This is a genomic window from Paenibacillus sp. Cedars, assembly GCF_003184205.1.
Taxonomy (GTDB): domain Bacteria; phylum Bacillota; class Bacilli; order Paenibacillales; family Paenibacillaceae; genus Paenibacillus_AQ; species Paenibacillus_AQ glucanolyticus.
In genome coordinates this window covers 4,935,001-4,961,024 of the sequence record NZ_CP020866.1, presented here as the reverse complement: position 1 = coordinate 4,961,024, position 26,024 = coordinate 4,935,001, and the positions used below count along the sequence as shown (strand labels likewise).

Genomic DNA, 26,024 nt, shown 5'->3' with positions numbered 1-26,024 from the left:
TCATGTCTAAACATATTTTAATTTTGGGCGGAGGCTACGGCGGCTTGCTTAGTGCACTTTCTGCACGCGAGCATTTCGGCGCATCTGCAAAAATCACGCTGATTAACCGTTTCCCAACCCATCAGATCATTACGGAATTGCACCGCCTGGCAGCAGGCAACATCGCAGAGAAAGCAGTAGCTTTGCCGCTGGATAAGCTTCTGCGCGGCGCGAACGTTGACCTGCGCATCGGCAATGTTAAGGAAATCAAGCCGGATGAGCGTTCGGTTTCCCTCGATGACGGCGGCAGCTTCACATATGATGCCCTGGTTATCGCTCTGGGCAGTGAAACTGCATTTTTCGGTATCCCGGGACTTCAAGAGAACAGCTTCATTCTGAAGTCTGTTAACGATGCAAACCGTCTGCGTGCTCACGTTGAGTCCCGCATTGCGGAATACAGCAAAACGAAAAACAAAGCGGACGCTACCATCGTGGTTGGCGGCGGCGGTTTGACCGGCGTTGAGCTTGTTGGTGAATATGCCGATATGAGAAGCGAGCTGGCTCGCAAATACGGTATCGATCCACAGGAAATCACGCTCTATTGTGTTGAAGCTGCTCCTTCCATTCTGCCGGGCTTCCCTGCTGAATTGGTTGACCGTGCGACAACAAGCCTGCAAAAACGCGGCGTGAACTTCCTGACTGGATTGCCTATTACCAAAATGGACGGCACCACCGTTGAGCTGAAAGATGGAAGCACCATCGAAACCAGCACATTGGTATGGACAGGCGGCGTACAAGGCAACAGCGTTGTCGCTAACTGCGGAATCGAAGTGAACCGCGGACGTGCGGTTGTGAACGAATTCCTGCAATCCGCTTCCCACCCTGACGTATATGTTGCTGGCGACAGCGCGGTTGTTATGGGACCAGAAGGTCGTCCGTTCCCGCCGACAGCACAGCTGGCATGGCAAATGGGCGAGCTGATCGGATACAACATGTTCGCTCAATTGAACGGCGGCGCACCAGCTTCCTTCGCACCGGTATTCTCCGGTACGCTGGGCAGCTTGGGACGTAAAGATGCCATCGGTACGATCGGCGCGAACAAGACCCAATTGAAAGGTCTGCCTGCAACCTTGATGAAGGAAGCGAGTAACATGCGTTACCTGTCCCACATCAACGGTTTGTTCACACTGGCTTACTAAGCCAAAGGGCGGCATTATACGAATACAAAGAGATGGACCCGGAGTTATTCGGGGCCATCTCTTTTTTTATATGGAGATGACCTCGGTGAAGTGAAGCACAGACTCCAAACATAAGCAGATCGACTTAGGGACAATCATCTTAAAACATAATACGATGTATACACCCGGGAGCAGAGCGAGTTCTGGGTTATGCCAGATACGGGGACTTGGGGAGAAGGCGGGGAGGGGGAAAGCAAACGGTAGAGGAGGTGGAAGAGGAGAGCTTGAAGGAGGAAATGAGTAAGAAGGCTAAGTATTTATGTAAGCGCTATCAAATAAAGATTCATCATTTTCATTTTACAAAACGGAGGGAGTTTGTATGCGGGGATATCATCGTCTTCATTCGATTGTCATTCAGTTGTTTTTGTTTTTTTTCATCGGCACCACACTCCCGGTACTTATTATGGGTTTCCTGTCGTACAACAAATCGGCATCAATTGTGGAGGAACAAGTCAGTAAAGTTGCCTCTCTCACCATTACTCAAGTCAGTGACAAACTGAATATGTTTTTCAAGAAACTGGACGATTCCTCGATGATGGTGCTGAACAGCAAGGTGGTGCACGGCATTCTGGAGGATCAGGATATGAGCAAATATGATCTGACGCTGAAGGTGAAGGAGGGAAAGGATCTGTTGACCTCCATCATGATTAACTCGCCGGAAATATTGGATGTGTATGTATTCGATGTGCTGCGGAACAATTCGGTCCTCAGTGCCGATTCCCTGATGTCCATCCCGGACCAATGGGATTCCGCTTGGTATCAGTCGATTCTGGAAGCTAACGGTCAGGCGGTATGGTTCGGCCTGTCCGATACCTCCTACCTGAAGCAGACGGGAATGGGATTTCCGGTATTCGGCCTGGGCAGGGCAATACGGAGCTGGGATACGGGGGAGATTGTGGGGGTGATGTTCATCGAGATCATGGGGGATGTCCTGATCGACGAATTAAACCATGTCCAGTTCGGTGATACGGGGTATATGTACGTGGCCAATGATGAGAACCGTTACTTCTATCATCCCGATCCCTCCATGTATGGGAAGCAGTCCCAGATCAAGCTGCCGACGGGTCTGACGGAATATAACCTGAACAACAATAAAACACTCATGATTCCGTCGCGCCTGAACAATGGCTGGCATGTGGTAGGGATGGTACCGCTTAAGGAGCTGACGGCGGACTCGGCCAGCATCCGGAGTTTCACCGTCTGGATTGTCTTCGGATCGATCCTCGCAGCGATCGGCATCGGTTATTTCATGACCCGGCGGATTGGCAATCCGCTCGTCCAGCTAAGCAGGCTTATGCGCAGAAGCGAAGCAGGAGATCTATCGGTCCGGAGCAAGAATGTAGGTTCCAGTGAAATTGGGCAGCTGGGAAGAAGCTTCAACAAAATGATTGAGCAAATTGATCTGCTGATCAGGCGGATTGCCGCGGAGGAGTCCGAGAAGAAAAAAGCGGAAATCCGTGCACTGCGGTACCAGATTAATCCCCACTTTCTCTATAATACGCTGAATTCCATCCGCTGGATGGCCAAGCTTAACCGGACTAACGACGTGGATCAATCGGTCACCGCCCTTGTTCATCTGCTGGAGGGGAGCCTGGAGCGCAATGGCGTGTTCATACGGCTCGGCGACGAGCTGGAGCAGCTCCGTAAATACATGATTATTCAGAATTACCGTTACGACCATCAGATTGAACTAAGGATCGATTGTCCTGAGGATATGGAGGACATCCATATTCCCCGGATGCTGCTGCAGCCAATTGTGGAGAATGCGATCTTTCACGGGATTGCGCCGCTGGATGACACGGGCGTGATTCAGATCAGGATTTCATCGCAGCAGCAGGATGTCCTGGTACAGATCGAGGACAATGGGATCGGCATAAGACCTGAGCGAATAACAGGACTGCTCTCGCATGATCAGGATCACTCCAAACACGGCATGACCCATATCGGGCTGCGTCATGTTCACCAAACGGTCCAGCTGTATTATGGCAGCGGCTACGGAGTGTGGGTGGAGAGCCGGGAACACGAAGGTACACGGGTCACTATCACCTTTGCCAAGGAAAGGGGGGACGCTTATGTACAGAGTGCTGCTCGTGGATGACGAGGCAATCGCTCGTACAGGACTTCGATCCACCTTCGATTGGGAGAAGCACGGTTATCGGCTGGTCGGAGAGGCCTCCAATGGACAGCGGGCAATGAAGTGGATTCTGAATGGGGATCTCGACATTCTGATTACGGATATCGCGATGCCCGTCATGGATGGCTTGGAGCTGACCCGCCGGACCCGAGAGCTGTGTCCATGGGTGAAGGTGCTGCTGCTCAGCTGCCACAGCGATTTCGAATTCGTGCGCGAAGGCATCAGGCTTGGCGCATCGGATTATATTCTCAAGCCGACGCTGGACCCGGACTCGCTCGGTGCCATACTCGATCAGATGCGTTCGAAGCTGGAAGAGGAGCGGCAGATGCAGCGGATTCTGACGGAGCATGAGCAGCAGCAGCGGCGGAACAAGAAGAAGGCCGATGAGAAAATACTGTTTCAGGCCTTATCCGGCGATCCAAATGCGATAGAAGATTTGGAAGCCAGGAGTCATGGCGGCTCTTATATGATGGCTGTGCTTCAGCTTGATTCCGACATAGGAGATCGGGCGGCGGGGGGACAGCAGAAGGATTGGCATGACAGAATCGAACGGCTTCTGGAGCTGTTATATGACCAGGTCCCGGAAGCGCTGGCAGCGCGGCTGGAAACGGACCGGATCGCGGCCTACGTACCAGTGCGTCCCGAAGAGAGGCGGGAAGTCAGCGAAGCGGGCATCAAGCTGCCAATTCGCTGTATCATCGGATTGAGCCGAGGCTTCAACAGCATAGGCAAGCTGCATGAGGCTTTTCAAGAAGCCGTTGAAAGTCTGGAGGGGCTTTTCTTTTATAGGGATAAACAGATTCTTCATGCGGAGGATAGGCTCCTCGTGGATGCCGAATCGGCACAGGAAGGTTCAACTTCCGGACTGTATGGCTTTAGAGCGGGGCTGGCTGTTGGGAATATGGATAAAAGCGAAGTGGAGCTGCAGGCGATCATGGAGCGCTGGAAGCCTGGAAGGATGAACAAACCTGCGGTTCTTAAAGAAGCAGAGGGCATTCTGGGACTGCTGGCCATGCATTATCTCCCTGGCGGTCCGGCGCTGCCCCAGGCAGGAGAAGCGGGGCGGCTTCGATCGGTGGAGGAGGTAAAAGGGCTTGTTCTTGAAGCTTTCCGCATGCTGCGTGAGGAAGCCATCCGTCACCCCGTCCCGGAATCCACGCTGCATGAGCGGATTGTGCTGCAGGCTGTTCAATATATTAACGCCCGCTTTACCGAGCCCATATCTCTGCAGGAGGTGGCGGACGACGTGGCTGTAAGCCGCAACTATTTTAGTGAAATGTTCAAGCGCGTCACCGGGCACAACTTTATCGATTATGTGATCGACCTTCGACTGAAACGCGCCAAGGAGCTGCTCTCCACGACCTCGCTCAGAGTGTATGAAGTGGCTGACCGATCCGGATTTAATGATGTGAAATACTTCAGCAAATTGTTCAAGAAGCTGGTAGGGATTTCGCCGGCTGAGTACCAGGGACAGCACCGTAAATGATCAAAACTTCATAGATCGGAAAAGAAGCCACTTTTTCGGAACATAATCCGTTCAAATGCTTTTTGCCAAAATTTTATAATTAAAGCGGTTACAAAGTGCTGTGCCAGCAAAACTAAATCGGGTTTGAATGGAGGAAATGAAATGACAAGGAAACAGGTAAGAGGGTCGTTGCTTGTAATCATTCTTCTACTATCATCCATGCTTCAGGCGTGTGGAGGAGGCGGAACTACGGAGGGCGGAGATTCGGGAAGCAGCGAGAAGGTCAAGATTAAATGGGCGAGCTGGGGGAATCCCGGAGAGCTTAGCCGCTACCAGGAGCTGACCAAGGATTTCAACAAGAAGCATCCAGATATCAAAGCCGAATTCATTCCAATTCCCGGCGAGTATGATCAGAAAATATTAACCCAATTAACGGGAGGGACAGCGCCGGATATTTTTTACGCCGGTGACGGTCTGATCGTGAAATTGATCGAGAATCAAAGCATTGAGAATTTAACCCCCTACATGGATGCCCCGGAGAGCTTGATCAAGAAGGAGGATTACTTCGAGGGCTTGTGGGGAGCAGCGGTGCGGGATGGGCAGACTTACGGCGTGACGGTGGATTGCAACCCGATGGTGCTGTGGTACAACAAGAAGGTGCTGAAGGAAGCGGGTATAACCGAGATGCCTGCCGATCTTCAGGCGAATGGACAATGGACCTGGGACAAGTTCAAGGAAATGTCGGACAAGATCCGGGACAGCAAGAAATACGGCTACGTGCTGGATAATTCCTGGAACAGTTATCACAGCTGGGTTACCTCGAATGGAGGCCAGGTCTACGATGACGAGGGGAATTTCGTGGCGGCTTCGGATCCCAAGGCAATGGAGGCTTTCAAGTTCCTGTACGACAACGTGAAGTCCAAGAACATTACGTTCTCCGGGACGCTTCCCAAAGGGCAGGGCGGGGACGCCATGTTTATGTCCAACCAGGTCGGATTTGTTGCTGCGGGACGGTGGTATCTGCCGCTGTTCAAGAAGAATCAAGGACTTGAGTATGACGTGGTAACTTGGCCTACCAACACCGGCAACAAAATCGAGCCGGCCGGTATCCCAACGGCATTCCTGGTCATGAACAAGGCAGCGAAGAATAAGGAAGCAGCCTATACCTTTTTCTCCGAGTATGTAAGTAAAGAAGGTCAACGTTACCGCCTGCAGGGCGGTGGCAATGCGGTCCCGTCGGTACAAGGCACGGATGATGTGGTCCTGGAAGGAAATCTGCCGGAGCATGCCCAGTTATTCCTCGATGCTCGTGAGATCGGGTATTCCCTGACGCCGTTCGAGGCGAGCATTCCGGGTCTCAGCCAGGATATCACATCCAAATTCGAGGCACTGTGGCTGAAAGATCAGGATCTTGAAAGCTCCCTGCAGGACATTCAGGATATGGCTAATAAGAAAATTCAGGATTACAAGAGCGGCAAGAACTGATCAAGCTCTGGAGAGGAACGGTGAGAAGATATGAAGACGCAGCCTGCTGGAAGCCCCGGAGCCTCTCCTTCTCCGGAGCAGCTCCCGGAGAGGAGAACAACCTCCTTAACAAGCAAGACATCCGACGGTTTATGGGGCTACTTTTTTATCCTTCCCCAGATGATCGGACTGATCGCTTTTTCATTAATTCCGCTGATTTCGGCTTTTGTTATCAGCATGATGAACTGGGACGGGATGGGAGCCAAGAAGTTTATCGGACTCCAGAATTTCATATCCCAGCTTCAGGATGAGGAGTTCCATATCGCCCTGGTCAACACGGTGTATTATACGATTCTATCGGTACCGACAGGCATTATTCTGGCCATGCTGGTGGCGGTAGGCTTAAACCGGGTTCGCGGGAAAATCCTGTACCGGCTGATCTACTTCATGCCGAACATTACAATGTCCGTCGCAGTGGCCGTTGTGTTTATGTGGCTGTTCAACGCAGACTTTGGGCTCATTAACATGTATCTGCAGCAATGGTTCGGTATTACGGGACCTTCCTGGCTGACGGATTCCAGATATGTCATGCCCTCGATTGCCCTCTTGAGCGTATGGATGGGACTCGGGGGGAACATGGTGCTGTTCCTTGCCGGACTTCAGGGGATATCCAGAAGTTATTATGAGGCAGCCGAGATTGACGGTGCAGGCAAATGGCAGCAGTTGATTCATATTACGATTCCACTGCTGTCGCCGACAACCTTTTTTGTAACGATCATGTCCATTATCGGTTCCTTCCAGGTGTTCGACCAGTCCTTTGTCATGACCTCCGGCGGACCGGCGAAGGCGAGTTATACTCTCGTGTATCACATTTACGAGACAGCCTTTGCGGACTTTACCTTCGGCAAGAGCACGGCGTCAGCCGTCATCCTGTTTGTGATGATCCTGTCGCTCACCTTGTTCCAGATGAAAATGTCCAAACGGTGGGTTCATTACGAAGACTAACGGATCCATGCGAGGAAGGAGGAGGAGAATGAATGATACATCGGGGATTGAGAATGTCCACCGTCGTGCTGCACATCGTTCTGATCATAGGTGCTTGTATTATGGCACTGCCGTTTGTCTGGATGGTGCTCAGCTCGCTCAAGGATTTGTCGCAAGTATTCGTGGTGCCGCCCAAATGGATTCCGGACCCGTTCATCTGGTCCAACTATAAGGATTCCCTGACGGCACTGCCCTTCGGGCGCGCATACTTTAACAGCTTTTATATCAATATGATTGTCGTCCTTTCACAGCTAGTTACCTGTTCCATGGCAGCCTATGCTTTTGCCAAAATCACGTTCCCGTTTCGGGAGCCGCTGTTCATTCTGTTTCTGGCCACCATGATGGTGCCGGGACAAGTGACCATCATTCCGCTATATCTGATCATGAAAAATATCGGATGGCTGGACACGCATCTGGCGATTATTGTCCCTTCGGCGTTGCTCAACGCATTCGGGGTGTTTCTGCTCCGGCAATTCTTCCGGGGAATTCCGAAAGAGATGGAGGAGGCCGCCATTGTGGATGGCGCGAACCGCTGGACGATCTATGCCCGGATCATGCTCCCTTTGATTAAACCGGCGCTGTCGGCACTCGGCATTTTCACCTTTCTCGGGATGTGGAACAACTTCTTTAATCCGCTGATCTTTCTCAGCAGCACGGATAAGTTCACCGTTCCGATGATGCTGAATCTGTACCGCGGCATGTATTCCACAGACTGGACACTGATGATGGCGGGGGCTTCCATAGCACTGATTCCGGTCCTTATCGTATATATCATCGGCCAGAAATATATTATTGAGGGCGTCACCTTATCGGGAATTAAAGGGTAGCTGATAGGTGATAGGAATAACCCGTAAGCTGGATTCTTAGATGACAGAATCCGCTTGCGGGTTATTTGCGTTCTGCGCCTGAATGGCCTTGTAGAACCAGGCACCATCACGATTAGCGTTCACATCAATTTATACAAGTCAGTATATTCTCATAGGTATACTAGTATGGTAGTATAAGTAAAATGAGTGCGCTTACATAATACGCTTCACTAAGGGAGACGATGACGATGTTCAATGTACTTCTGGTGGATGATGAACCATGGGTCCTGGAGGGGCTTAGGACCATGATTGACTGGAACCGGTTCGGATTCCAAATATGCGGAGAAGCCCTGAGTGCTCCGGAAGCGTTGAAGTTAATAGAACGATTGCAGCCGGAGCTGGTCATGACGGATATCCGCATGCCTGTGCTGAACGGTCTGGAATTGATTGAGCACAGCAATCGGACAATGCCCCATCCACCGAAATTCGTGATTCTGAGCGGATATGATGATTTTGGATACGCCCACAACGCCATGCAGCAGCGGGTTGCGGAATATTTGCTCAAACCGATTGATGATGAAGAGATCGAAGCCCTGTTAGCCAGACTGAGCCATGTGATCCGGGATGAGTATGAAACCGAACATAGCCATCAGATGAAAGCGGGCATCGCCATCCATTATCTATTGAATCGATTAATTCAGGATGGGGATAACCACGATATAGCGGAGCAAGTCCGCAAGGCGATGTTGATCCAGGGAGAGCCGGAGCTTCGGTGTCTATTGATTGATACGGAGTCCTCGGGCATGGACTTGATGAAATGGATTGCCAATCATGGCCCCGAGGGACTGCTCGGATGCTTTCAGGATAGCAGCGGCAGTCTCGGAGTCCTGCTTCGTGTTGAGCAGCAGGCCCCTGATGACGTTATGGAAACCGCGCTTCAATTGCAGTCCGCACTGGTCCAGGAGCTGGGAGGGCCGGTTATCGTGGCATTGAGTGCCATGGGGAGAGGAATTCAGGCCGTCGGGGAGCTTTACCGGCAAAGCGCGGAGGTGCGTCATTATAGACGAAGCCAAGGAAGAAGCGGCGTGTTTTGTTATCAGGAGCTGAGGAGAATGGCCGATTCCCGGGAATTTCCGTTCGGGCGGGTCGAAGATTTAATGTCGATGATCCTGGCAGGGGAGTCCCAACCAATCGAAGCATGTTTGGAGCGGATCTTCGCAGTCATGACCGATTACATGCCGGATCTGAGAGCCATTCGGGCCGATGTGGCTGATCTGGAGTTGTCGCTGTGCAGAACAATCGCCGAGATGAATGGGGATCCGGATATTTTCATGAACAGGCTGCAGGAGGAGCTTGGCAATCTGGATGATGCCTGCAATGGTGCAGCGCTTAAGAACTACGTGCGGCATCTCGCGCTCCAAGCCTCCTCACTGCTCGCTGAGTTGAGGAAGCACAACGAGCACAACACGATTTTTCAAGTGATTCAGTATGTCGACCGGGAGTACCGGAGTAAGCTGCAGCTTCAGGAGTTGGCACAGCATTTTCACATGAACGCCACCTATTTGGGACAGCTGTTCAAGAAGCACGCAGGCAGGCCTTTTAAGGAATATGTCAATGACAAGCGGATTGAAGAGGCCAAGCTGCTGCTGAAGCGAAGCGGGATGAAGGTGTCCGAGGTTGCACAGCATGTCGGGTTCCCGAACGCGGACTATTTCATCCATAAATTTAAGATGACAACCGGGATGCTGCCCTCGAATTACAAGAATAATGAGGATAGCAAGCTGCGCTAATCCGGGAGGGTGCCTTTTATGAAGAGGATGTTCGGACGGGGAAATTTCGTAAACGATATTCCACTGAAATATAAATTCTTTCTTATTTTTGTCATAGGTGTGCTGCTGCCTATTCTGGTGATTAACTTGATGTTCATGGATCGAATGTCGGAGCTGATCAGGGAGAGAGAAGAGCAGAACCTTGACATATCGATGGAGCGGGCAAGAAAGGATATCCATAATTTCATAGACGGCGGCGTGGCAGTAAGCCATGCCCTGAGCACCGATAAGACACTCTACGAAATGCTCGATCGGGAATATGAGTCGCAATTGGATTTCTATGAGACCTTTGATGAACAGCTGCGGAATCGGGTAATCAGCTACATTCCGGTCAACAACCAGATTCAGCGAATCAGTATCTTCACCGGCAATCCCTCCATTGTGTCCGGGGGCAACTATCATGTGATCAATGACGATGTGCTTGATAGTGATTGGTTTAAGCTGTGGAGCAATTCGACCCACCCGGTGCTGGTGGCAGCATACAGGGCAACGGAGGCGAATAACTCCGCTTCGACGGTTCCGTATTTAAGCGTGATTGAGAAAATGGCTTATTTTGATAACTATGACACCTATGAGAAGCTGCTTCGAATTGATATCGACTTAAGCAAAATCTATGACGTCATTGTACGGGAACGCGATTATCTGGATATGTATTTAGTGAACGAGAACAACGAGATCATCATGTCGGCCAGCAGCGGTTACGAGAGAGGGAAGTACGATGCTTATCCGGTGTTTGACTTGGAGCAGTACGATGAAGAGGATCGGCACGTGTTCTCCATCGGAACGGCCAGGTATGTTAAGGGATGGAAGCTGATCGGCATAACCCAGGGCAACCGGATAACGAGCGCCATGCTGGACATGCAGCTGTTTACCGTCATTTTGGCAGCTGTGGTTACGCTGATCGCTGCGATTTTTATTACGGTTATGCTCAGGTCTTACAATTACCGTGTGAAGCGACTGTCCCGTCATATGCAGAAGGTGAGCAATGAGAAGTTTGATCTGATCGAAATTGATGAAGGACGGGACGAAATTGGCGGACTCATCCGTAATTTTAATCAGATGACAACGAAGATGAACTCTCTGATCAACAATGTGTATAAGCTGGAAATTCAGAAGAAGGACCTGGAGATGGAGCGGGTCCGGGCTGAATTGAACTTTTTGCAGAGCCAGATGAATCCCCATTTCCTGTTTAATACCCTTAACGCGATATTAGTGGTCTGTACGAAGAACCAATATTCGGATGTGACGGACATCATTAAGAGTTTGTCCAAGCTGCTCCGCAGATTATTAAGTTGGAGAGAGGATTTGGTCTCTGTTGAGGAAGAAATAAGGTTTATTGAAATGTATCTCAAAATCGAAAAGTTTCGGTTTCGGGATAAATTTGAATATCAATTCCATATCGATGTGGAAGCGCTTCATTATAAAATACCGAAAATGAGCATTCAGCCTCTCGTTGAGAATGCCTGCAAATACGGTCTGCAAACGGTGGATGGAGCCGGTCTTGTTACGATCAGCGCTTCCGTAGCCAGCGATTATCTTCATATCGTCATCTCGGATAACGGGAAGGGCATTGAGCAAGACAAGCTCCGGGACATCATCCTGTCGGTTCGCAACGAGCAATTCTCGGGCAACAGCTTTGGTATCCGAAATGTCTACCGGAGGCTGGAATTGTACTATAACGATCATGTCATTTTCAATATTGCCAGCAGCCCGAATCAGGGGACAACGGTTTCGTTCGAGATTCCGATCAAACTGCTGGAAACTCAGGAGCAAGGGAGCGGAGGAGGGGAGAGCCATGACATTCAACGTGCTCTTGATCGATGATGAACCGGGTGCGCTGGAAGGGCTTGCGCTGTGGATTGATTGGGAACGCCTTGGGTTTAACATCTGCGGAACTTGCAGCAACGGACTTGAAGGGCTGCAGAAGATGGTTGAATATAAGCCGGATTTGGTCATCACGGACGTGAATATGCCGCTCATGGACGGACTTCTCATGATTGAAACGTGGCAGCAGGAGTATCCTGACAGCGGGGTTAAGTTTGTAGTCATGAGCGGATACAGCGAATTCGAATATGCAAGGAAGGCACTGCGCCATGGAATCAACCACTACATACTGAAACCTGTTATCGGGGAAGAGGCCGAGGAGGAATTGAGCAGGATTCATGAGGAGCTTGTGCAAGAGAAGAACAGATTCAATCTCGGGGTCATTGCCATGCGAGAAGAAGCCATTTCTCTGATCAAGCATTCACTGCTGGAGCTGCCGCTTAAAGATAGCGGGCTTGTGAAACTTCAGGCAATATCCTCGGCGCGTGAAGCATGGAGTTGCTGCCTGATCCAATCGGAGCCTTCCCTGATGGCAAGCGTCAGGGAGACGATTGCCAGTTTGTCCGTTCAGATGGAAGGAGAGTATGTGATCGATCTGGAACCGAACCGAATAGGTTTGGTTTATGGACATTCCGCAAGCGGAGAGAGCGAGTCTTCTGATACGCTGCGGGAGCTGCTCCACCGTCATGCCGGTCAGCGGTTGATTGCGTCAGAGGGAGCGACTGAGCCTTCTCTTCTGAATATCCATCGCTGCTACCTGACCGCGAAGGAAGCCATCGAGCATAAATTTTATGATACGGATTATGGTGGAAGCATTTCTTATCGTGAGATACGGGATCAACCGTTTCACTATCATTATCAGATCAGCCTGATGGATGATGTGATCAGGTCTGTGGAGCTGCTGGACAAGGCGGGGTTCCGTGAAGCTGCCACCATCGCGGCATCCGCATTTCGAGAGCTTTGGATCGCACCTGGAATTGTGAAAAAAATGGTGATCCATGTCCTGTACAGGATCATAGGCTTGGTGAAAGAGGCAGAGGGCGCTGAGCCTCAAAATCTGTCCAGCAAATACAACGTAGCCGGATTAACAGACGGGGTCACCCATCTGGATGACTTGATCGGGGATTTGATACGCTGCGGCGAAGAGTGTATTGAGCATCTGCTCGTACAGCAAGCACGGCAATCGCAAGGAGTAATACAAGAAATCAACCATTATATCCATTTGCATTACCGCGAGAATCTAACCATTAAGAGATTGGCGGAACTCTTTTATTTACATCCTGTCTATCTCGGACAACTGCTGATTCGAAAGAACGGTATTGGCTTCAGTGAACTCATCCATAATTTGCGGATCGATGAGGCCACCGCGCTGCTGAAGCAGAACAAGCTCAAGAACAGCGAGATTGCGGATCGGGTCGGTTATAGCCACTACAACCAGTTTCTTAAGCATTTTGAAAAAAGATGGGGCATGTCGCCGAATGAATTCAAAAGCGGGATGTTCTAAAGTTTTTAAGGTTAATGCTTTAGTTATAGTATAGTCCGACTTTGAAAGCGCTTTTAAAATATAGATAGGTTACAAGCATGCGGGTTCGTACACGATGTAACCACATTATTACGGAGGTGCTTTTATGGGGGGAAAGACAAAATCATGGCTTCGGCTCAGCACGGTATTGCTGTTGTCGCTCAGCGTTGTCCTTGGGGGCTGCGGGAGCGGAAACGGAAATAATGCGGCCACGCCGGAAAAAAAGGACTCCGCGGAACAAACAACACCCGGAACAGACGGGAATAAGGTAGAGCCATTTGAAGTCAGTGTCTTTATCGGCGAGGCTGGCCAGCAGCCGACGCCGGATAACAAAATTTATAAGAAGATCAAGGATGAGTTGGGTGCCAGCTTCAACTTTGAGTTTCTGGCTGGCGACATCAATCAGAAGCTGGGCGTCATGATAGCCGGTTCTGATTATCCGGATATGATGACTGGAAATACGAAGCTTACAGCTGCCGGTGCTTACATTCCACTGGAAGATCTCATTGAAGAGCATGCTCCGAACTTGAAGAAGCATTATGAAGATTACTGGAACATGATGAAGGACCCTAATGACGGGCATATCTATATTCTTCCGAACTATGGCGTGTTCAACGGTAAATTGAACAGCTCCTGGTATTCAGGACCGGCATTCTGGATTCAGAAGGCTGTGCTGGAGGAGTTCGGTTATCCGAAGGTCAAAACGCTCGACGAATACTTTGATCTGATCGGCAAGTACAAGGAAAAATATCCGACGATCGACGGCAGTCCAACGATTGGGTTCGAGATCTTGAACTATGACTGGAGAAACTGGGGCCTGTTCAATGCACCGCAGCATTTGATCGGACATCCGAATGACGGCGGTGTTGTTGTCAAGGATGGAGTTGCCGAGGTGTTTGCCAACAAGGATTACGCCAAGGAGTATTACCAGAAGCTGAACGAAATGAATGCGCAGGGCCTGATTGATAAAGAGACTTTTGTGCAGAACTACGATCAGTATCTTGCCAAGTTATCCAGCGGAACGGTTCTCGGCATGTTCGACCAGCACTGGAATTTCCAGAATGCTGAGAATTCCCTGATCACGCAGGGCAAGGACGAAAGAACGTACGTCGGCCTTCCGCTGGTCTATGATGAGAACACCAAGGATCATTATCGTGACCGTGCACCGCTCAATTTGAATAATGGATTCGGCATCAGCGTGAATGCCAAGGATCCCGTGAAGATTCTGAAGATGCTGGATGCGTTGATTACGGAAGATTGGCAGAAAGTGCTGAGTTGGGGGATTGAGGGCGAAGATTACATCGTGAATGAGGAAGGCCGCTTTATGAAAACGCAGGAGCAGCGTGATGCATTTACGGACGGAACTTGGAAATTGGCAAACAAAGCAGATGCGTTCTTCGGTTTCGCTCCAAAAATCGAAGGAAGCTTCAGTGACGGAAATGCTACGGATGCTGCGGCTCAGCCTGAGGAGTACAAAGCCGGTCTGAAGGAGTATGACAAGAAATTCCTTGAAGCGTACGGCTTCGACAGCTACGTGGATTTCTTCAGCGAACCGCCGGAGAATGAGGTTGCTTACCCGGCATGGACCATCGATCTGGTTGAAGGATCGGAAGCGAAGGTGGTCAATACCAAGCTGAACGACCTGTCTACCAAATTCCTGCCAAAAGCGATCCTGGCTAAACCGGCAGATTTCGAATCTGCATGGAGCGAGTATACGGCTGAAATCGGTAAGATCAACATTAAAGCCTATGAAGACCGCATTAATGAACAGATCCAGTGGAGAATTACGAACTGGAGCAAATAATGTTCAGGCAAGGTCAGGAGGTGGAGGGCGTGCAATTAGCCTTCCACTTTCTAAAATTAAGGTTTGTGGGGAGAGCAGCTTGATATGGATGAGACCTTAGCGAAAAAGAGAGCCGTCCGAAATCCCAAGAGGGGAAAGAAACAGCCTATCACATGGAACCTCATCAAAAATCAGAAACAGCTGATTATGATGTCCGTCCCGCTGATGCTGTACATTATATTGTTTGCCTATGTTCCGGTATGGGGCTGGACGATGGCTTTCCAGGATTACAAGCCAGCCAAGGATTTCGGAGAACAAGCCTGGGTAGGCTTTAAGCACTTCAAGTTCCTGTTTACGGACGACAACTTTTTGCGCGTGCTGCGCAATACGGTGGGCATGAGTTTGATTAACCTCGTGCTCGGGTTTGTTACCGCCATTATACTGGCGCTGCTGTTAAACGAAATCAAGAAAGTGTTTTGGAAAAGAACCGTTCAGACCATCTCGTATCTCCCTCACTTCTTGTCCTGGATTATCGTAACGGGCATCGTGGCTACCTCTCTTGCCTCTGACGGGATCATCAACGATCTCCTGATGAAACTTCAGGTGATTAAAGAACCGATCCTATGGCTGAGCGAAGGGAAATACTTCTGGGGAATCGTAGGGGGCTCCCATGTCTGGAAAGAGGTTGGCTGGAACACGATCATCTATCTGGCCGCCATCGCTTCCATCGATCCTGCGCTTTACGAGGCAGCTGAGATAGACGGGGCCAGTCGTTATCGCAAGATGCTTCACGTTACGCTTCCTGGCATCAAAGCAACGATCGTTATTTTGCTGATTATGTCCATCGGCCATATTCTTGAAGCTGGATTTGAAGTGCAGTATCTGCTTGGCAACGGGCTTGTGGTGGACTGGGCAGAGACGATTGATATATTCGTATTGAAGTACGGGATTGCCCAAGGAAATTACTCGATGGCGACAGCCGGCGGTATATTTAAGACGGTTGTCAGCGTCACCATGCTGCTGCTTGCCAACTGGACCGCGAAGCGGCTTGGGGAAGAGAGGTTGTTATAGACATGGCAAATCAACAACTCAGCCCGCAGAAAGCGGCAAATGCGCCAGTGAAGAAAAATATTGTAAGAAACCGTGTCGAGCCGGTTCTATTTAATACCTTTAACACGGTGTTCATGATTTTCCTTGTTATTGTTACGCTGTACCCGTTCCTCAACACAATTGCGGTATCGTTTAATGCCGGGAACGATACGATTCGCGGCGGAATCTATCTGCTGCCGAGAGAGTGGACGCTGCAGAATTATAAGGCTGTATTCGCCTCAGGAACGATCTACAATGCATTCTGGATTACGGTGGCCAGAACCGTTCTCTCAACCGTATTGAATATCTTCCTGACCACGATGCTGGCATACACCTTAAGCCGGCGGGAATATGCCTTCCGCAAGCCGATTACACTTGTTTTTGTATTGACGATGTACTTTAACGCCGGTTTGATTCCAGGATATTTCCTGATCAAGGACCTGAACTTGCTGAACAGCTTCTGGGTATACATTCTGCCGTCCATGGTGAGTGCCTTCAACCTGATCGTGATTCGCACCTACATCGGCACGCTGCCCGAAAGTCTGGTTGAATCGGCAAGAATCGATGGAGCGGGGGATTTCAAAATCTTTATGCAGATCATATTCCCGCTGTGCAAGCCGGTTCTGGCTACGATTGCTCTTTTTGTAGCGGTAGGCGCATGGAATACATGGTTTGATGCATTCCTATATACATCTTCCACGCAGAAGCTGAGCACGCTGCAGTATGAGCTCATGAAACTGCTGTCGTCCAGCATGAATTCCAACAGTAATCCTAATGTGGCCGCAGGGGCCGGGATGACTCAGGATTCAGCGACAGCTATGGTAACGCCCTTATCCATACGGGCTGCGGTTACGGTTGTAGCCTCCGTGCCTATTCTGGTCGTTTACCCGTTCTTGCAGAAGTATTTTGTAGTCGGATTGAACGTGGGCAGCGTAAAAGAATAAAACCGTTGCACAAAATGCCAAACTCCTATCATGCAGATCATGAAGGCAAGCATCCCGTGTTATAGTGAAAATCGGCGGGGGACCCGGACGGTTAAGGCTACGAATCAATCATTCATGCGATAGAAAAAGCGATTACTTTGATCTTTTTTAGGTCGGGTAACCGCTTTTTCTTTTGCGCAGCTAAGAAAGAAGGGGATCATCAAACCAACTGCGATGGGGTGCAGATCATTCCGGTTTCTATAGGAGTGAGGCAGTAGAGGCTTCCAGGTTTTCTAGTAAATGATGTCTATCTTCCTTCTTTCTTGGAAAACCTATTCATAGATTCTAAATTTCGAGTGGTTCTAAATCTAATAATCTATGAATACAGGTTGGAGGTTGATGTTCTTGTTTAGTTCATCCATACATGCTGAAGAATCAAATCTTCCGGAATGGGCGCCTGATCTTCTGGGGAGAGTTACCAAGCGGGTTGGCAGTGTCATTGTTGGACATGAGGAGCAAATTTCGTTAACGATGATGGCACTGCTAGCAGGCGGACACGTGCTGCTGGAGGATGTGCCGGGAGTCGGGAAGACGATGCTGGTGAAGTCGGTGGCAGCATTAATTGGCTGCGACTTCAGCCGGATTCAGTTTACTTATGATTTAATGCCGGGGGATATTACGGGCGCATCGGTCTATTATCCTCATACGGGTGAATTCGTTTATAGGCCGGGACCGGTAATGTCCAATATCGTATTGGCCGATGAGATTAACCGGGCGTCGCCGCGGGCGCAATCCGCACTCCTTGAGGCGATGGAAGAAGGACGCGTCACCGTGGATGGTCATACGTATCCGCTGCCAGCTCCGTTCTTCCTGCTGGCAACGCAAAACCCTTACGAATACGAAGGGACAAGCCGTCTGCCGGAAGCACAGCTCGACCGGTTTCTCATGCGATTATCGCTCGGATACCCCAACATGGAGGGGGAACTGGAGCTCCTGGAGCGGGGAATGGGCAGCCCGAGGCTGGAGGATCTGAAGCCGATCATGATGGGGTCCGAGCTCATGAAAATGCAGCAGATGGTTTCCCGTGTATTTGTGGATGACACCATTAAGCGCTACATGGTCAGTGTTGCCGATGCTTCAAGGAAACAGCAGGGCGTGTCTCTCGGGATCAGTCCAAGAGGAACGCTGGCCTGGCTCCGTGCTTCGCAAGCAGCCGCATTTTTGACAGGCCGAATGTATGTCATTCCTGATGATTGCCTTCGTGTCGCTGTGCCTGTGCTGACCCATCGCATCCATCTGGGGCATGATGCACGCGCAGCAGGAGTCACCCCTTATGAAATGGTAGAGTCCATCATTACGAGGTTTGATCTTCCCCGTCAGCGAAGCCGGAAGGGAAGTTTGTCATGAGACGCGGTTTGCTGGAATGGTCGAGGGGGATCGCCATCTGGTTCGCAGCGCTTGGGCTCTATCTGTGGTTAGGCGGGGAATCGCTTCGATTTGTATGGTTAGCGTGTACGTTTCTATTGTTATGCGGGGGGTTAACGAGTTTGTTCGGTCCAACCCGGATGACCATTTCCCGTAGAAGTTCCCCTGCCTGCATACAGGCGGGAGATTCCGTTGAGATGACCGTTCAGATCACCTATCGCTCGGTGCTGCCCCTTCCATGGCTCATCGTAACCGATCGGATGGGTGGCAGGGAATATCGCAAGCTTCTGTTTCCTGGCATGCGCAAGCGGCTCGAGTATACCTACCGTCTGAACCAGGTTCCCCGCGGAGTCTGGTCTTCAATCTATAGTGAGGTGGAATGGGGCGATATGTTCGGCTGGTTCAGGACATGCCGGAGTCTGCAAAGTGACACTGGCGGCTTTATCGTACTCCCAAGGCCCATGAAGTGGCCCGAGGCCCAGGTGCTTGTGCAGGGAAGCGATATGGACAGAGAGGATGAGCGTGCACGGGTGAGGGTATGGAACGAAACGAGAGGTACCGGCGTCCGTGATTATATTCCCGGTGATCCCATGAACCGGATTCATTGGAAGAACTCCGCGAAGCTTGGACGTCTGCAATCTTTTATGCCGCATGAAGGTTACGGGGTAAGACAGGGAATTGTGCTGGATACAGCGCTTCAAGGTTACTTCGGATATGAAGGAGTGAAACCGGAGGATGCTTTCGAAGAAACCGTATCTGTCGCAGCAGGACTGGTAACACAGCTTCTTCGCGACAGAATGCCATTCAAGATGCGAATGGATGGGGCTGGTATAGTGAATCAGCTTATCGAGTACAAAGGAGCTTTCTCAGAGCATCATCAGGATATACTGCTGCCGTTTGCTTCCGTTCAGCTGGCTGAGAAGGATTCTGTACGGAGTCCCAGGTTTGAGTTTTCACATAACTCTTCAGAGAAAAATACGGAATGGGCTGTAATGACAGGTGTGTTCCATAAGAATGCGGCTGTTACCGGAATAAACCTGCTGAATGAAGGCAGCAGAAAAGTGACCATTTACTGTACGCAAATGGCAAAGCGGATGAAATCCCCTGTAAACGCATCGCCTGTTCAATGGGGAGATCAGGATCACCCGGAGTGGGCGCATGAATTTTTCAGCAAAGGCGGGAAGCTGGTTTATTTGCAAGAGTTATCGGCTTATGAGAATTCAACCCGGATAGGGGGTGCCGGGTATGATAGGATCCAGCAACAGCTCGTCCGTTGAAGCTGGCCGTCGGGGGAGTGAGAGGTTGGAAGCCAAGCTTCTGCCGAATCTGTTTCATTCCCGATTAACACACGGAACGCTGCTTCATCGTTTTCTTATTACATTGCCTGTGTTGGGGCTCCTGTCAGAGTGGCTCCTGCCGCTTCACACTGCGGGAGAGGGGAGCAGCTACCTTGTGCTGCAAGCCTTATCCCTCTGGGCTGTATTTCTGCTGCTGCAAGGATTGTTTACGTGGCGAGGCTGGGTGTGGCTGCCGCTGAATGCCGTACTGGTAATTTGGCTATGCTCCCAATTATTCGATTATCGGAATCCGCTCGCGTGGTTTGTTGACTACGCTTCGGCGATACTTCCGGATGATGCTGCGGCATTCAGTCGTGCGTGGGAGTTTACAGCGTTAAGCCAGGAGACGAGGACCATCGTCCTGCTCGTTGGGTGGGGGATTATGGTATCTGCCGTCCATATGCTGGCATTACACCGCCGGACCGTCTGGCTGTTTGGCGGTTCGACACTGCTTTATTTAGCTGTGCTGGAATCTGCCATGGAGGAGAGCATCTATCGTGATATGATGCGGGCTGTGTTGTATATTTTGCTGGCACAGGGCATGATGCTGATTCTTAAGCTGAAGCAGGAAACCGTCGAGGGTGCGTGTAGCGATATACAGGTCCATGAGCCTGTAAAAGTCGGTCGCTTGTCGGGATTGCCCGTGCTGCGATGGGGTCTAATTGTGCTGGCAACCTCATTTCTGATAACAGGAGTTACCCGAATGGGAGGAGCCTTGAGCGAGCCTTCGGCAGGCATGGGGTTGTCTTTAACCGAGGTGGCCGAGCGCTTGTCGGGCTGGGGGGAGCGGCTCCGGGGAAATACAGAGCCAGCGGTTCCTGCCTCCCAGGTTACGGGTTATGCTGCTCAGGGAAAAGATTTAGGCGGGCCGCTGACGCTCAGTGATGAGCTGTATTTTACGGCGCAGTCGCCTGTGCGCACCTATTGGCGGGGAGACACTTATAACCTGTATGACGGCCGAAAATGGGGGATTGATCCTTCCATCCGCAAGTCGGTCAAGGTATCCGAAGATCTGAGCGGGATCCTGCCCTTCTGGGAGCGGCCTGCAGGAAACACGCTGGTTCAGACGCTGACTTTTGACAAGGATACGCCCATTCAGACGCTTCTGGCAGGAGGCATCATTACCCGCGTGAATGAGATCCAATCTTCCAGGGAGAGAGGGGCGCCAACCTTATCCGTTGATCGGCTCTCCGAAAGTGTATCTTTACAAGGCCAAAGTGCGGTAACCGGTTATACCATTGAATCTTTATACGATCAGCCTGATGTGCCATCACTTCGAAGTGCGTCTGGTGACGATCCGGAATATATGAAAGAAATGTACCTGCAGCTTCCCGAACAGCTGCCGCTTAGAGTACGCAATTTAGGGGAGGAGATCACCTCGACAGCTGCGAACAGGTATGAAAAGGCCGAAGCTATCGAATCCTATTTGGAGCAGAACTATACGTATTCGCTGCAAACATCGGTGCCGCCTGAGGGTACAGACTTTACGGATCATTTCTTGTTTGATACGAAGGAAGGGTACTGTGTTCATTTTGCTACAACGATGACCGTACTTCTCCGATCTGAAGGCATCCCCGCACGCTATGTAACTGGATTTGCACCTGGCGAGCGGGTCGCGGGAACGGTCGATCGGTACGAGATCGCACAGAAGAATGCGCATGCCTGGGTTGAAGTCTTTTTTCCCGATCATGGCTGGGTGACGTTTGATCCGACCCCCGGGTTTGGCATTGAGCCGATGTCGCCACTTTCGGTTGCCAGCGATTCAGCTCCTGCCGGGTTTAAGCCTTGGTTAGACTTCTGGGATTCCGTCATTAACGCAGCCGTTAAAGTATTACTTCTGATATCCGTGATCGGTCCCGTGATGTTTGGGGGCTTACTTCTGCTTATTCTTCCTGTCATCGTGGCAGTCATTTATCAAATTCCGGCCGTTCGCGAGAGGTTTGCCTTCATCAGGATGGCCAGAACGATAGCGGTAAGCAGGCGTGAGGGTCTTGTATCCGCTTCCGTACTGGTTTGGGACAAGCTGCAGCGCCGGTTTGGAGCCTTGGAGAGAGGGCAGACCCTTCGTCAATATGTCCATTCCTTGTCGATTGCCGATGTCGAATTCAGAGCGGATCTGGAGCAGTTTGCACAGCGCTGGGAGCGGGCGGCATACAAGGACGAACCTTGGTCCCGTACGGAAAAAGTACTCTTTTTACGTCAATGCATCCGAATTGTCAAAAAACTGGCATGAAAACAAAGGGCCCTCTTTCTTGACGGTATGAATTGGGGTTGCGTATAATTAATTTCATTAATCAAGGGAGGCCCGGTAATGAATAAGCCTAATGAAATCATCGTAGTTTTGGACTTCGGTGGACAGTACAACCAACTTATAGCACGACGCATTCGCGATCTTGGCGTTTATAGTGAGCTTTTGCCATACAACACGCCCGTCGAGAAGATTAAAGCTCTTTCCCCGCGCGGCATTGTTTTCTCAGGAGGTCCTTCAAGCGTATACGCTGAAAATGCGCCGCATGTGGATCCTGCCATTTATGATCTGGAGCTGCCGATTTTTGGTATTTGCTACGGTATGCAGCTTATGGCTCAGCAGCTGGACGGCAAAGTGGAACGCGCCTCGAAGCGCGAGTACGGTAAGGCCGAATTGGAATTTGCTCCGAACTCAACGCTTGTAAAAGGGATTGAGCAAAAACAAACGGTATGGATGAGTCATGGCGATCATGTGGTATCGCTGCCTTCCGGCTTCAAGCTGGATGCAGGAACGGAATCTGCTCCGATCGCAGCCATGAGCAACGAAGAGAAGAAGCTGTATGCTGTTCAGTTCCATCCGGAGGTGCGTCACTCCGTTCATGGTAATGAGATGATCAAGAATTTCCTGTATGAAGTGTGCGGTTGCGAGGGCAACTGGAGCATGGAGACTTTCATCGAGGATCAGCTTCGTGAAATCCGTGAAGTTGTCGGCGAGCAAAAAGTACTGTGCGCACTGAGCGGCGGCGTTGATTCCTCCGTTGTAGCGATGCTGATTCACAGAGCCATCGGTGATCAGCTGACTTGTATGTTCATCGATCATGGCCTGCTGCGCAAGGGCGAGGCTGAGAGTGTTATGGAGACCTTCGTTGGCAAATTCGACATGAAGGTTGTTAAGATTGACGCTCAGGAACGCTTCATGTCCAAGCTGAAAGGCGTAGACGATCCGGAGAAAAAACGTAAAATCATAGGCAACGAGTTCATCTATGTATTTGATGAGGAATCCAGCAAGTTTGATGATTTTGCATTCCTGGCTCAAGGTACGCTCTATACCGATATCGTTGAGAGTGGTACCGAGACGGCGCATACCATCAAATCTCACCACAATGTTGGCGGGCTGCCTGAAGACATGAAATTCACGCTGATCGAGCCATTGAAAGCTCTCTTTAAGGATGAGGTTCGCAAGGTGGGCGAAGAGCTTGGCTTGCCTGAAGCAATCGTGCACCGTCAACCTTTCCCTGGACCGGGTCTGGCGATTCGTGTACTGGGCGAAGTGACGGAGGACAAGCTGCAAATCGTTCGTGATTCCGACTACATCCTGCGTGAAGAAATCGCCAAGGCTGGCCTGGATCGCGAGATCTGGCAGTATTTCACGGCGCTTCCGAACATGAAGAGTGTCGGCGTAATGGGTGACGCGCGTACGTATTCCTACACCGTAGGCATCCGTGCTGTAACTTCCATTGACGGCATGACGGCTGACTGGGCTCGTATCCCATGGGATATTCTGGAGAAGATCTCCGTGCGCATCGTGAACGAAGTCGAGAACGTCAACCGCATCGTGTATGACGTGACGTCCAAACCACCAGCAACGATCGAGTGGGAATAGGATCGGAATAGTAAAATATACGCTCCCTTTCATTTGCTTCTTTTGGCAGATGAGAGGGAGCGTTTTTTATGGCCAAAATGACTTGGACAGAAGCTGTATTATGGCCTGGCGATTCAGGCAGAAGCTTCTATGGCCTAACGATTCAGGCAGAAGCTTCCATGGCCTAGAGATTCGGGCAGAAGCTTTTTTCCAAGAGGCTAATCATTTCTTATGTCTGATCACCTAATACAATTATAGGGGAGAGGCCTCGGTGCAGGGCTATTTTGTCTTTTTTTTGTATTTTTATTCTATTTATTGAAGCGCCAAGCTAGGGTGAACACCAGAATGATTTTAACGCTTTTCAACGCCACTGTGCGCAGTATCCCACGTTCTGGGGTTGTTTTTTGTCGTATGCGGTCCATTTGTCCTAGATGGGATATGTCAAGTGGAGTCAATTTCCGAACGTTTCTTTAAATTAACAAGTTTAATATTCGTTTTTGTTATTGACAAGCTTGGGCTTCTCGTCCTAGAATATGTGTAGAAACTGACATGACAACAACAAATAACGAGCTTTTTCGTATAATCCCGGGAATGGGCCCGGGAGTCTCTACAGGTCACCGTAATGATCTCGCTACGAAAAGAAGAGCGGCAATATAATGATGCGGACTCGTCCAGCATTCGAGACCGGCCAGCTAGATGGAGCAGTGCTCCTGATCGGCTGTCGGTTATTCGATAAGGATGCTGCCCGGCAGCATGCGAATGATTGTTTTGCGGCTCTTTTTTCAAGCGACGGCCCTGGGGATCTATCCTTAGGGTCTATTTGTGTGTTGCCGTGTCATTAATTTTAAGGGGGATATCTCTACAATGGAGCGTTTCTTTAAGCTAAAGGAACACGGAACAAATGTAAGAACCGAGATTATTGCAGGCTTGACCACTTTTATGACCATGGCTTACATCCTGCTGGTCAACAATCTGTTCTTGGGTCCTGATGGCGCGGGTATTCCGCAGGAAGGCGTGTTCTTCGCCACTGCAGTCGGTGCGGGTCTTGTGACGATGGCGATGGGCTTCTTTGTTAACATCCCGGTTGCATTGGCACCTGGTATGGGATTGAATGCGTATTTCATGACCGTCGTGTTAAGCTCAAATGGAGCGATTACCTGGCAGGCGGCACTCGGCGCCGTATTTATCTCAGGTATCGTCTTCATCATTCTTACGGTAACGAAGGTTCGCCAAATGCTGTTGACGGCAGTTCCGAACAACTTGAAGATTGCAATCACGGTCGGTATTGGCTTGTTCATCACGATTGTTGGACTTAAGCTCGGTAATATTGTTACGGCTTCGATTAATCCGGGAACCGATATTACTCATCCTGTACCGGGCGGTGCCTTCAACCTGGGCTTGGGGAATTTCGTTGAGAACAAAGATACACTGCTTGCGATTATCGGCCTTTTCCTGATCGCCATCCTGATGGTTCTGAAGTTAAAAGGCGCTTTGCTTATCGGTATCGTGCTGACAACGCTGATCGGTATTCCTATGGGAGTTACGGATCTGTCAGGTCTGAGCGGTGCAAGCTGGATTCCTTCATTTGATAATCTGGCTGTCGGTCAGATGGATCTGAAGGGTGCGCTTGGCATTGGTCTAATAGAAGTTATTTTCATTTTTACATTCGTTGAATTGTTTGACACGTTCGGTACGCTGGTTGGTACGGCAGGCCGCGCCGGACTTCTGAAGAACAAAGAGGAAGGCGAGAAGAAGCTTGGTAAAGCGATGCTCGTTGATGCCGGCGGCGTAAGTGCGGGTGCGTTCCTTGGAACGAGCACAATCACCGCTTTCGTGGAGAGTACTTCCGGTGTTGCTGAAGGTGGACGTACAGGCTTGACTGCTGTAACGACAGGTGTGCTGTTCATTCTGGCATTGTTCTTGGCTCCAATCGCTTTGGTTGTTCCTTCTGCCGCTACAGCTCCGGCGCTTGTCATTGTCGGCGTACTGATGATGAGTCAGGTACGCGATATCGACTGGGATGATTTCATGCAAGCTTTCCCGGCATTCTTGACCATCATCCTGATGCCTTTCACTGGCGGTATCGCTAACGGCATCTCCGCTGGTATCATTGCTTATGTGGTACTGGCTGTGTTCGGTAAGCTGACTGGACGCACAGATACGAAGGTGCATTGGCTGATGTGGATCCTGTTTGTGATCATTTTGATCCGCTATGCTTTCCTGGGTGCTGAATAACAATTTCATAGTTGTTGCATAATAGAACCGTCTCGTTCAGAGGCGGTTTTTTTTATTTTAAAAAAATGCTTGCATAGTAACTAAGTCATGTGGTATAT

General features: G+C 50.3%; 17 protein-coding genes and 1 riboswitch. All 17 genes read left to right on the top strand.

Annotated elements, in window-relative coordinates:
• The first annotated feature begins 2 nt into the window (after nucleotides 1-2).
• The 17 genes from B9D94_RS24400 (at nucleotide 3) to B9D94_RS24320 (ending at nucleotide 25,926) form a co-directional block, all read left to right on the top strand.
• The gene (locus B9D94_RS24400; protein WP_006208235.1) at nucleotides 3-1,178 is read left to right on the top strand and encodes an NAD(P)/FAD-dependent oxidoreductase; all 1,176 of its coding nucleotides are present in this window, start codon (nucleotides 3-5) and stop codon (nucleotides 1,176-1,178) included.
• Between the two features lie 358 nt (nucleotides 1,179-1,536).
• Nucleotides 1,537-3,315: a sensor histidine kinase gene (locus B9D94_RS24395; protein WP_006208236.1), complete on the top strand. Its 1,779-nt coding sequence runs from the start codon at nucleotides 1,537-1,539 to the stop codon at nucleotides 3,313-3,315.
• Nucleotides 3,290-4,837 carry a response regulator gene (locus B9D94_RS24390; RefSeq protein WP_148248179.1) on the top strand — a complete coding sequence of 516 codons (1,548 nt, stop codon included), beginning with the start codon at nucleotides 3,290-3,292 and terminating at the stop codon, nucleotides 4,835-4,837. Before B9D94_RS24395 ends, B9D94_RS24390 begins: the two co-directional genes overlap by 26 nt.
• A gap of 141 nt (nucleotides 4,838-4,978) precedes the next feature.
• Nucleotides 4,979-6,301 (top strand): ABC transporter substrate-binding protein, encoded by a 1,323-nt coding sequence (locus B9D94_RS24385; protein WP_148248178.1) that lies wholly within the window; start codon nucleotides 4,979-4,981, stop codon nucleotides 6,299-6,301.
• A 30-nt stretch (nucleotides 6,302-6,331) separates the two neighbouring features.
• Nucleotides 6,332-7,285 (top strand): carbohydrate ABC transporter permease, encoded by a 954-nt coding sequence (locus B9D94_RS24380; protein ID WP_036638810.1) that lies wholly within the window; start codon nucleotides 6,332-6,334, stop codon nucleotides 7,283-7,285.
• A 32-nt stretch (nucleotides 7,286-7,317) separates the two neighbouring features.
• The gene (locus B9D94_RS24375) at nucleotides 7,318-8,151 is read left to right on the top strand and encodes a carbohydrate ABC transporter permease (RefSeq protein WP_006208240.1); all 834 of its coding nucleotides are present in this window, start codon (nucleotides 7,318-7,320) and stop codon (nucleotides 8,149-8,151) included.
• A 227-nt stretch (nucleotides 8,152-8,378) separates the two neighbouring features.
• Complete coding sequence (locus B9D94_RS24370) at nucleotides 8,379-9,920, top strand: helix-turn-helix domain-containing protein (RefSeq protein ID WP_006208241.1); 1,542 nt, start codon at nucleotides 8,379-8,381, stop codon at nucleotides 9,918-9,920.
• Nucleotides 9,921-9,938: 18 nt separating this feature from the next.
• Nucleotides 9,939-11,783: a cache domain-containing sensor histidine kinase gene (locus B9D94_RS24365; protein ID WP_006208242.1), complete on the top strand. Its 1,845-nt coding sequence runs from the start codon at nucleotides 9,939-9,941 to the stop codon at nucleotides 11,781-11,783.
• Nucleotides 11,755-13,287 (top strand): response regulator transcription factor, encoded by a 1,533-nt coding sequence (locus B9D94_RS24360; protein ID WP_063478579.1) that lies wholly within the window; start codon nucleotides 11,755-11,757, stop codon nucleotides 13,285-13,287. Before B9D94_RS24365 ends, B9D94_RS24360 begins: the two co-directional genes overlap by 29 nt.
• A 124-nt stretch (nucleotides 13,288-13,411) precedes the next feature.
• On the top strand, nucleotides 13,412-15,109 hold the full coding sequence (locus tag B9D94_RS24355) for an ABC transporter substrate-binding protein (RefSeq protein ID WP_148248177.1): 1,698 nt from the start codon (nucleotides 13,412-13,414) through the stop codon (nucleotides 15,107-15,109).
• A gap of 84 nt (nucleotides 15,110-15,193) precedes the next feature.
• Nucleotides 15,194-16,159, top strand: a complete 966-nt coding sequence (locus B9D94_RS24350) for an ABC transporter permease (RefSeq protein ID WP_036638823.1) — start codon at nucleotides 15,194-15,196, stop codon at nucleotides 16,157-16,159.
• A 2-nt stretch (nucleotides 16,160-16,161) separates the two neighbouring features.
• A complete protein-coding gene (locus B9D94_RS24345; RefSeq protein WP_006208246.1) occupies nucleotides 16,162-17,121 on the top strand; it encodes a carbohydrate ABC transporter permease in 960 nt (319 codons plus the stop codon).
• A gap of 378 nt (nucleotides 17,122-17,499) precedes the next feature.
• Nucleotides 17,500-18,507, top strand: a complete 1,008-nt coding sequence (locus B9D94_RS24340) for an AAA family ATPase (RefSeq protein ID WP_063478580.1) — start codon at nucleotides 17,500-17,502, stop codon at nucleotides 18,505-18,507.
• On the top strand, nucleotides 18,504-19,802 hold the full coding sequence (locus B9D94_RS24335) for a DUF58 domain-containing protein (protein ID WP_148248176.1): 1,299 nt from the start codon (nucleotides 18,504-18,506) through the stop codon (nucleotides 19,800-19,802). Before B9D94_RS24340 ends, B9D94_RS24335 begins: the two co-directional genes overlap by 4 nt.
• Nucleotides 19,771-22,095, top strand: coding sequence for a transglutaminase TgpA family protein (locus tag B9D94_RS24330; RefSeq protein WP_148248175.1), 2,325 nt, complete (start codon nucleotides 19,771-19,773; stop codon nucleotides 22,093-22,095). The genes B9D94_RS24335 and B9D94_RS24330 overlap by 32 nt, the downstream gene beginning before the upstream one ends.
• A 78-nt stretch (nucleotides 22,096-22,173) precedes the next feature.
• On the top strand, nucleotides 22,174-23,712 hold the full coding sequence (guaA, locus tag B9D94_RS24325; RefSeq protein ID WP_006208249.1) for a glutamine-hydrolyzing GMP synthase: 1,539 nt from the start codon (nucleotides 22,174-22,176) through the stop codon (nucleotides 23,710-23,712).
• Nucleotides 23,713-24,246: 534 nt separating this feature from the next.
• Nucleotides 24,247-24,345: riboswitch (purine riboswitch) on the top strand.
• Nucleotides 24,346-24,555: 210 nt separating this feature from the next.
• Nucleotides 24,556-25,926, top strand: coding sequence for an NCS2 family permease (locus B9D94_RS24320; RefSeq protein ID WP_148248174.1), 1,371 nt, complete (start codon nucleotides 24,556-24,558; stop codon nucleotides 25,924-25,926).
• Nucleotides 25,927-26,024: the final 98 nt, after the last annotated feature.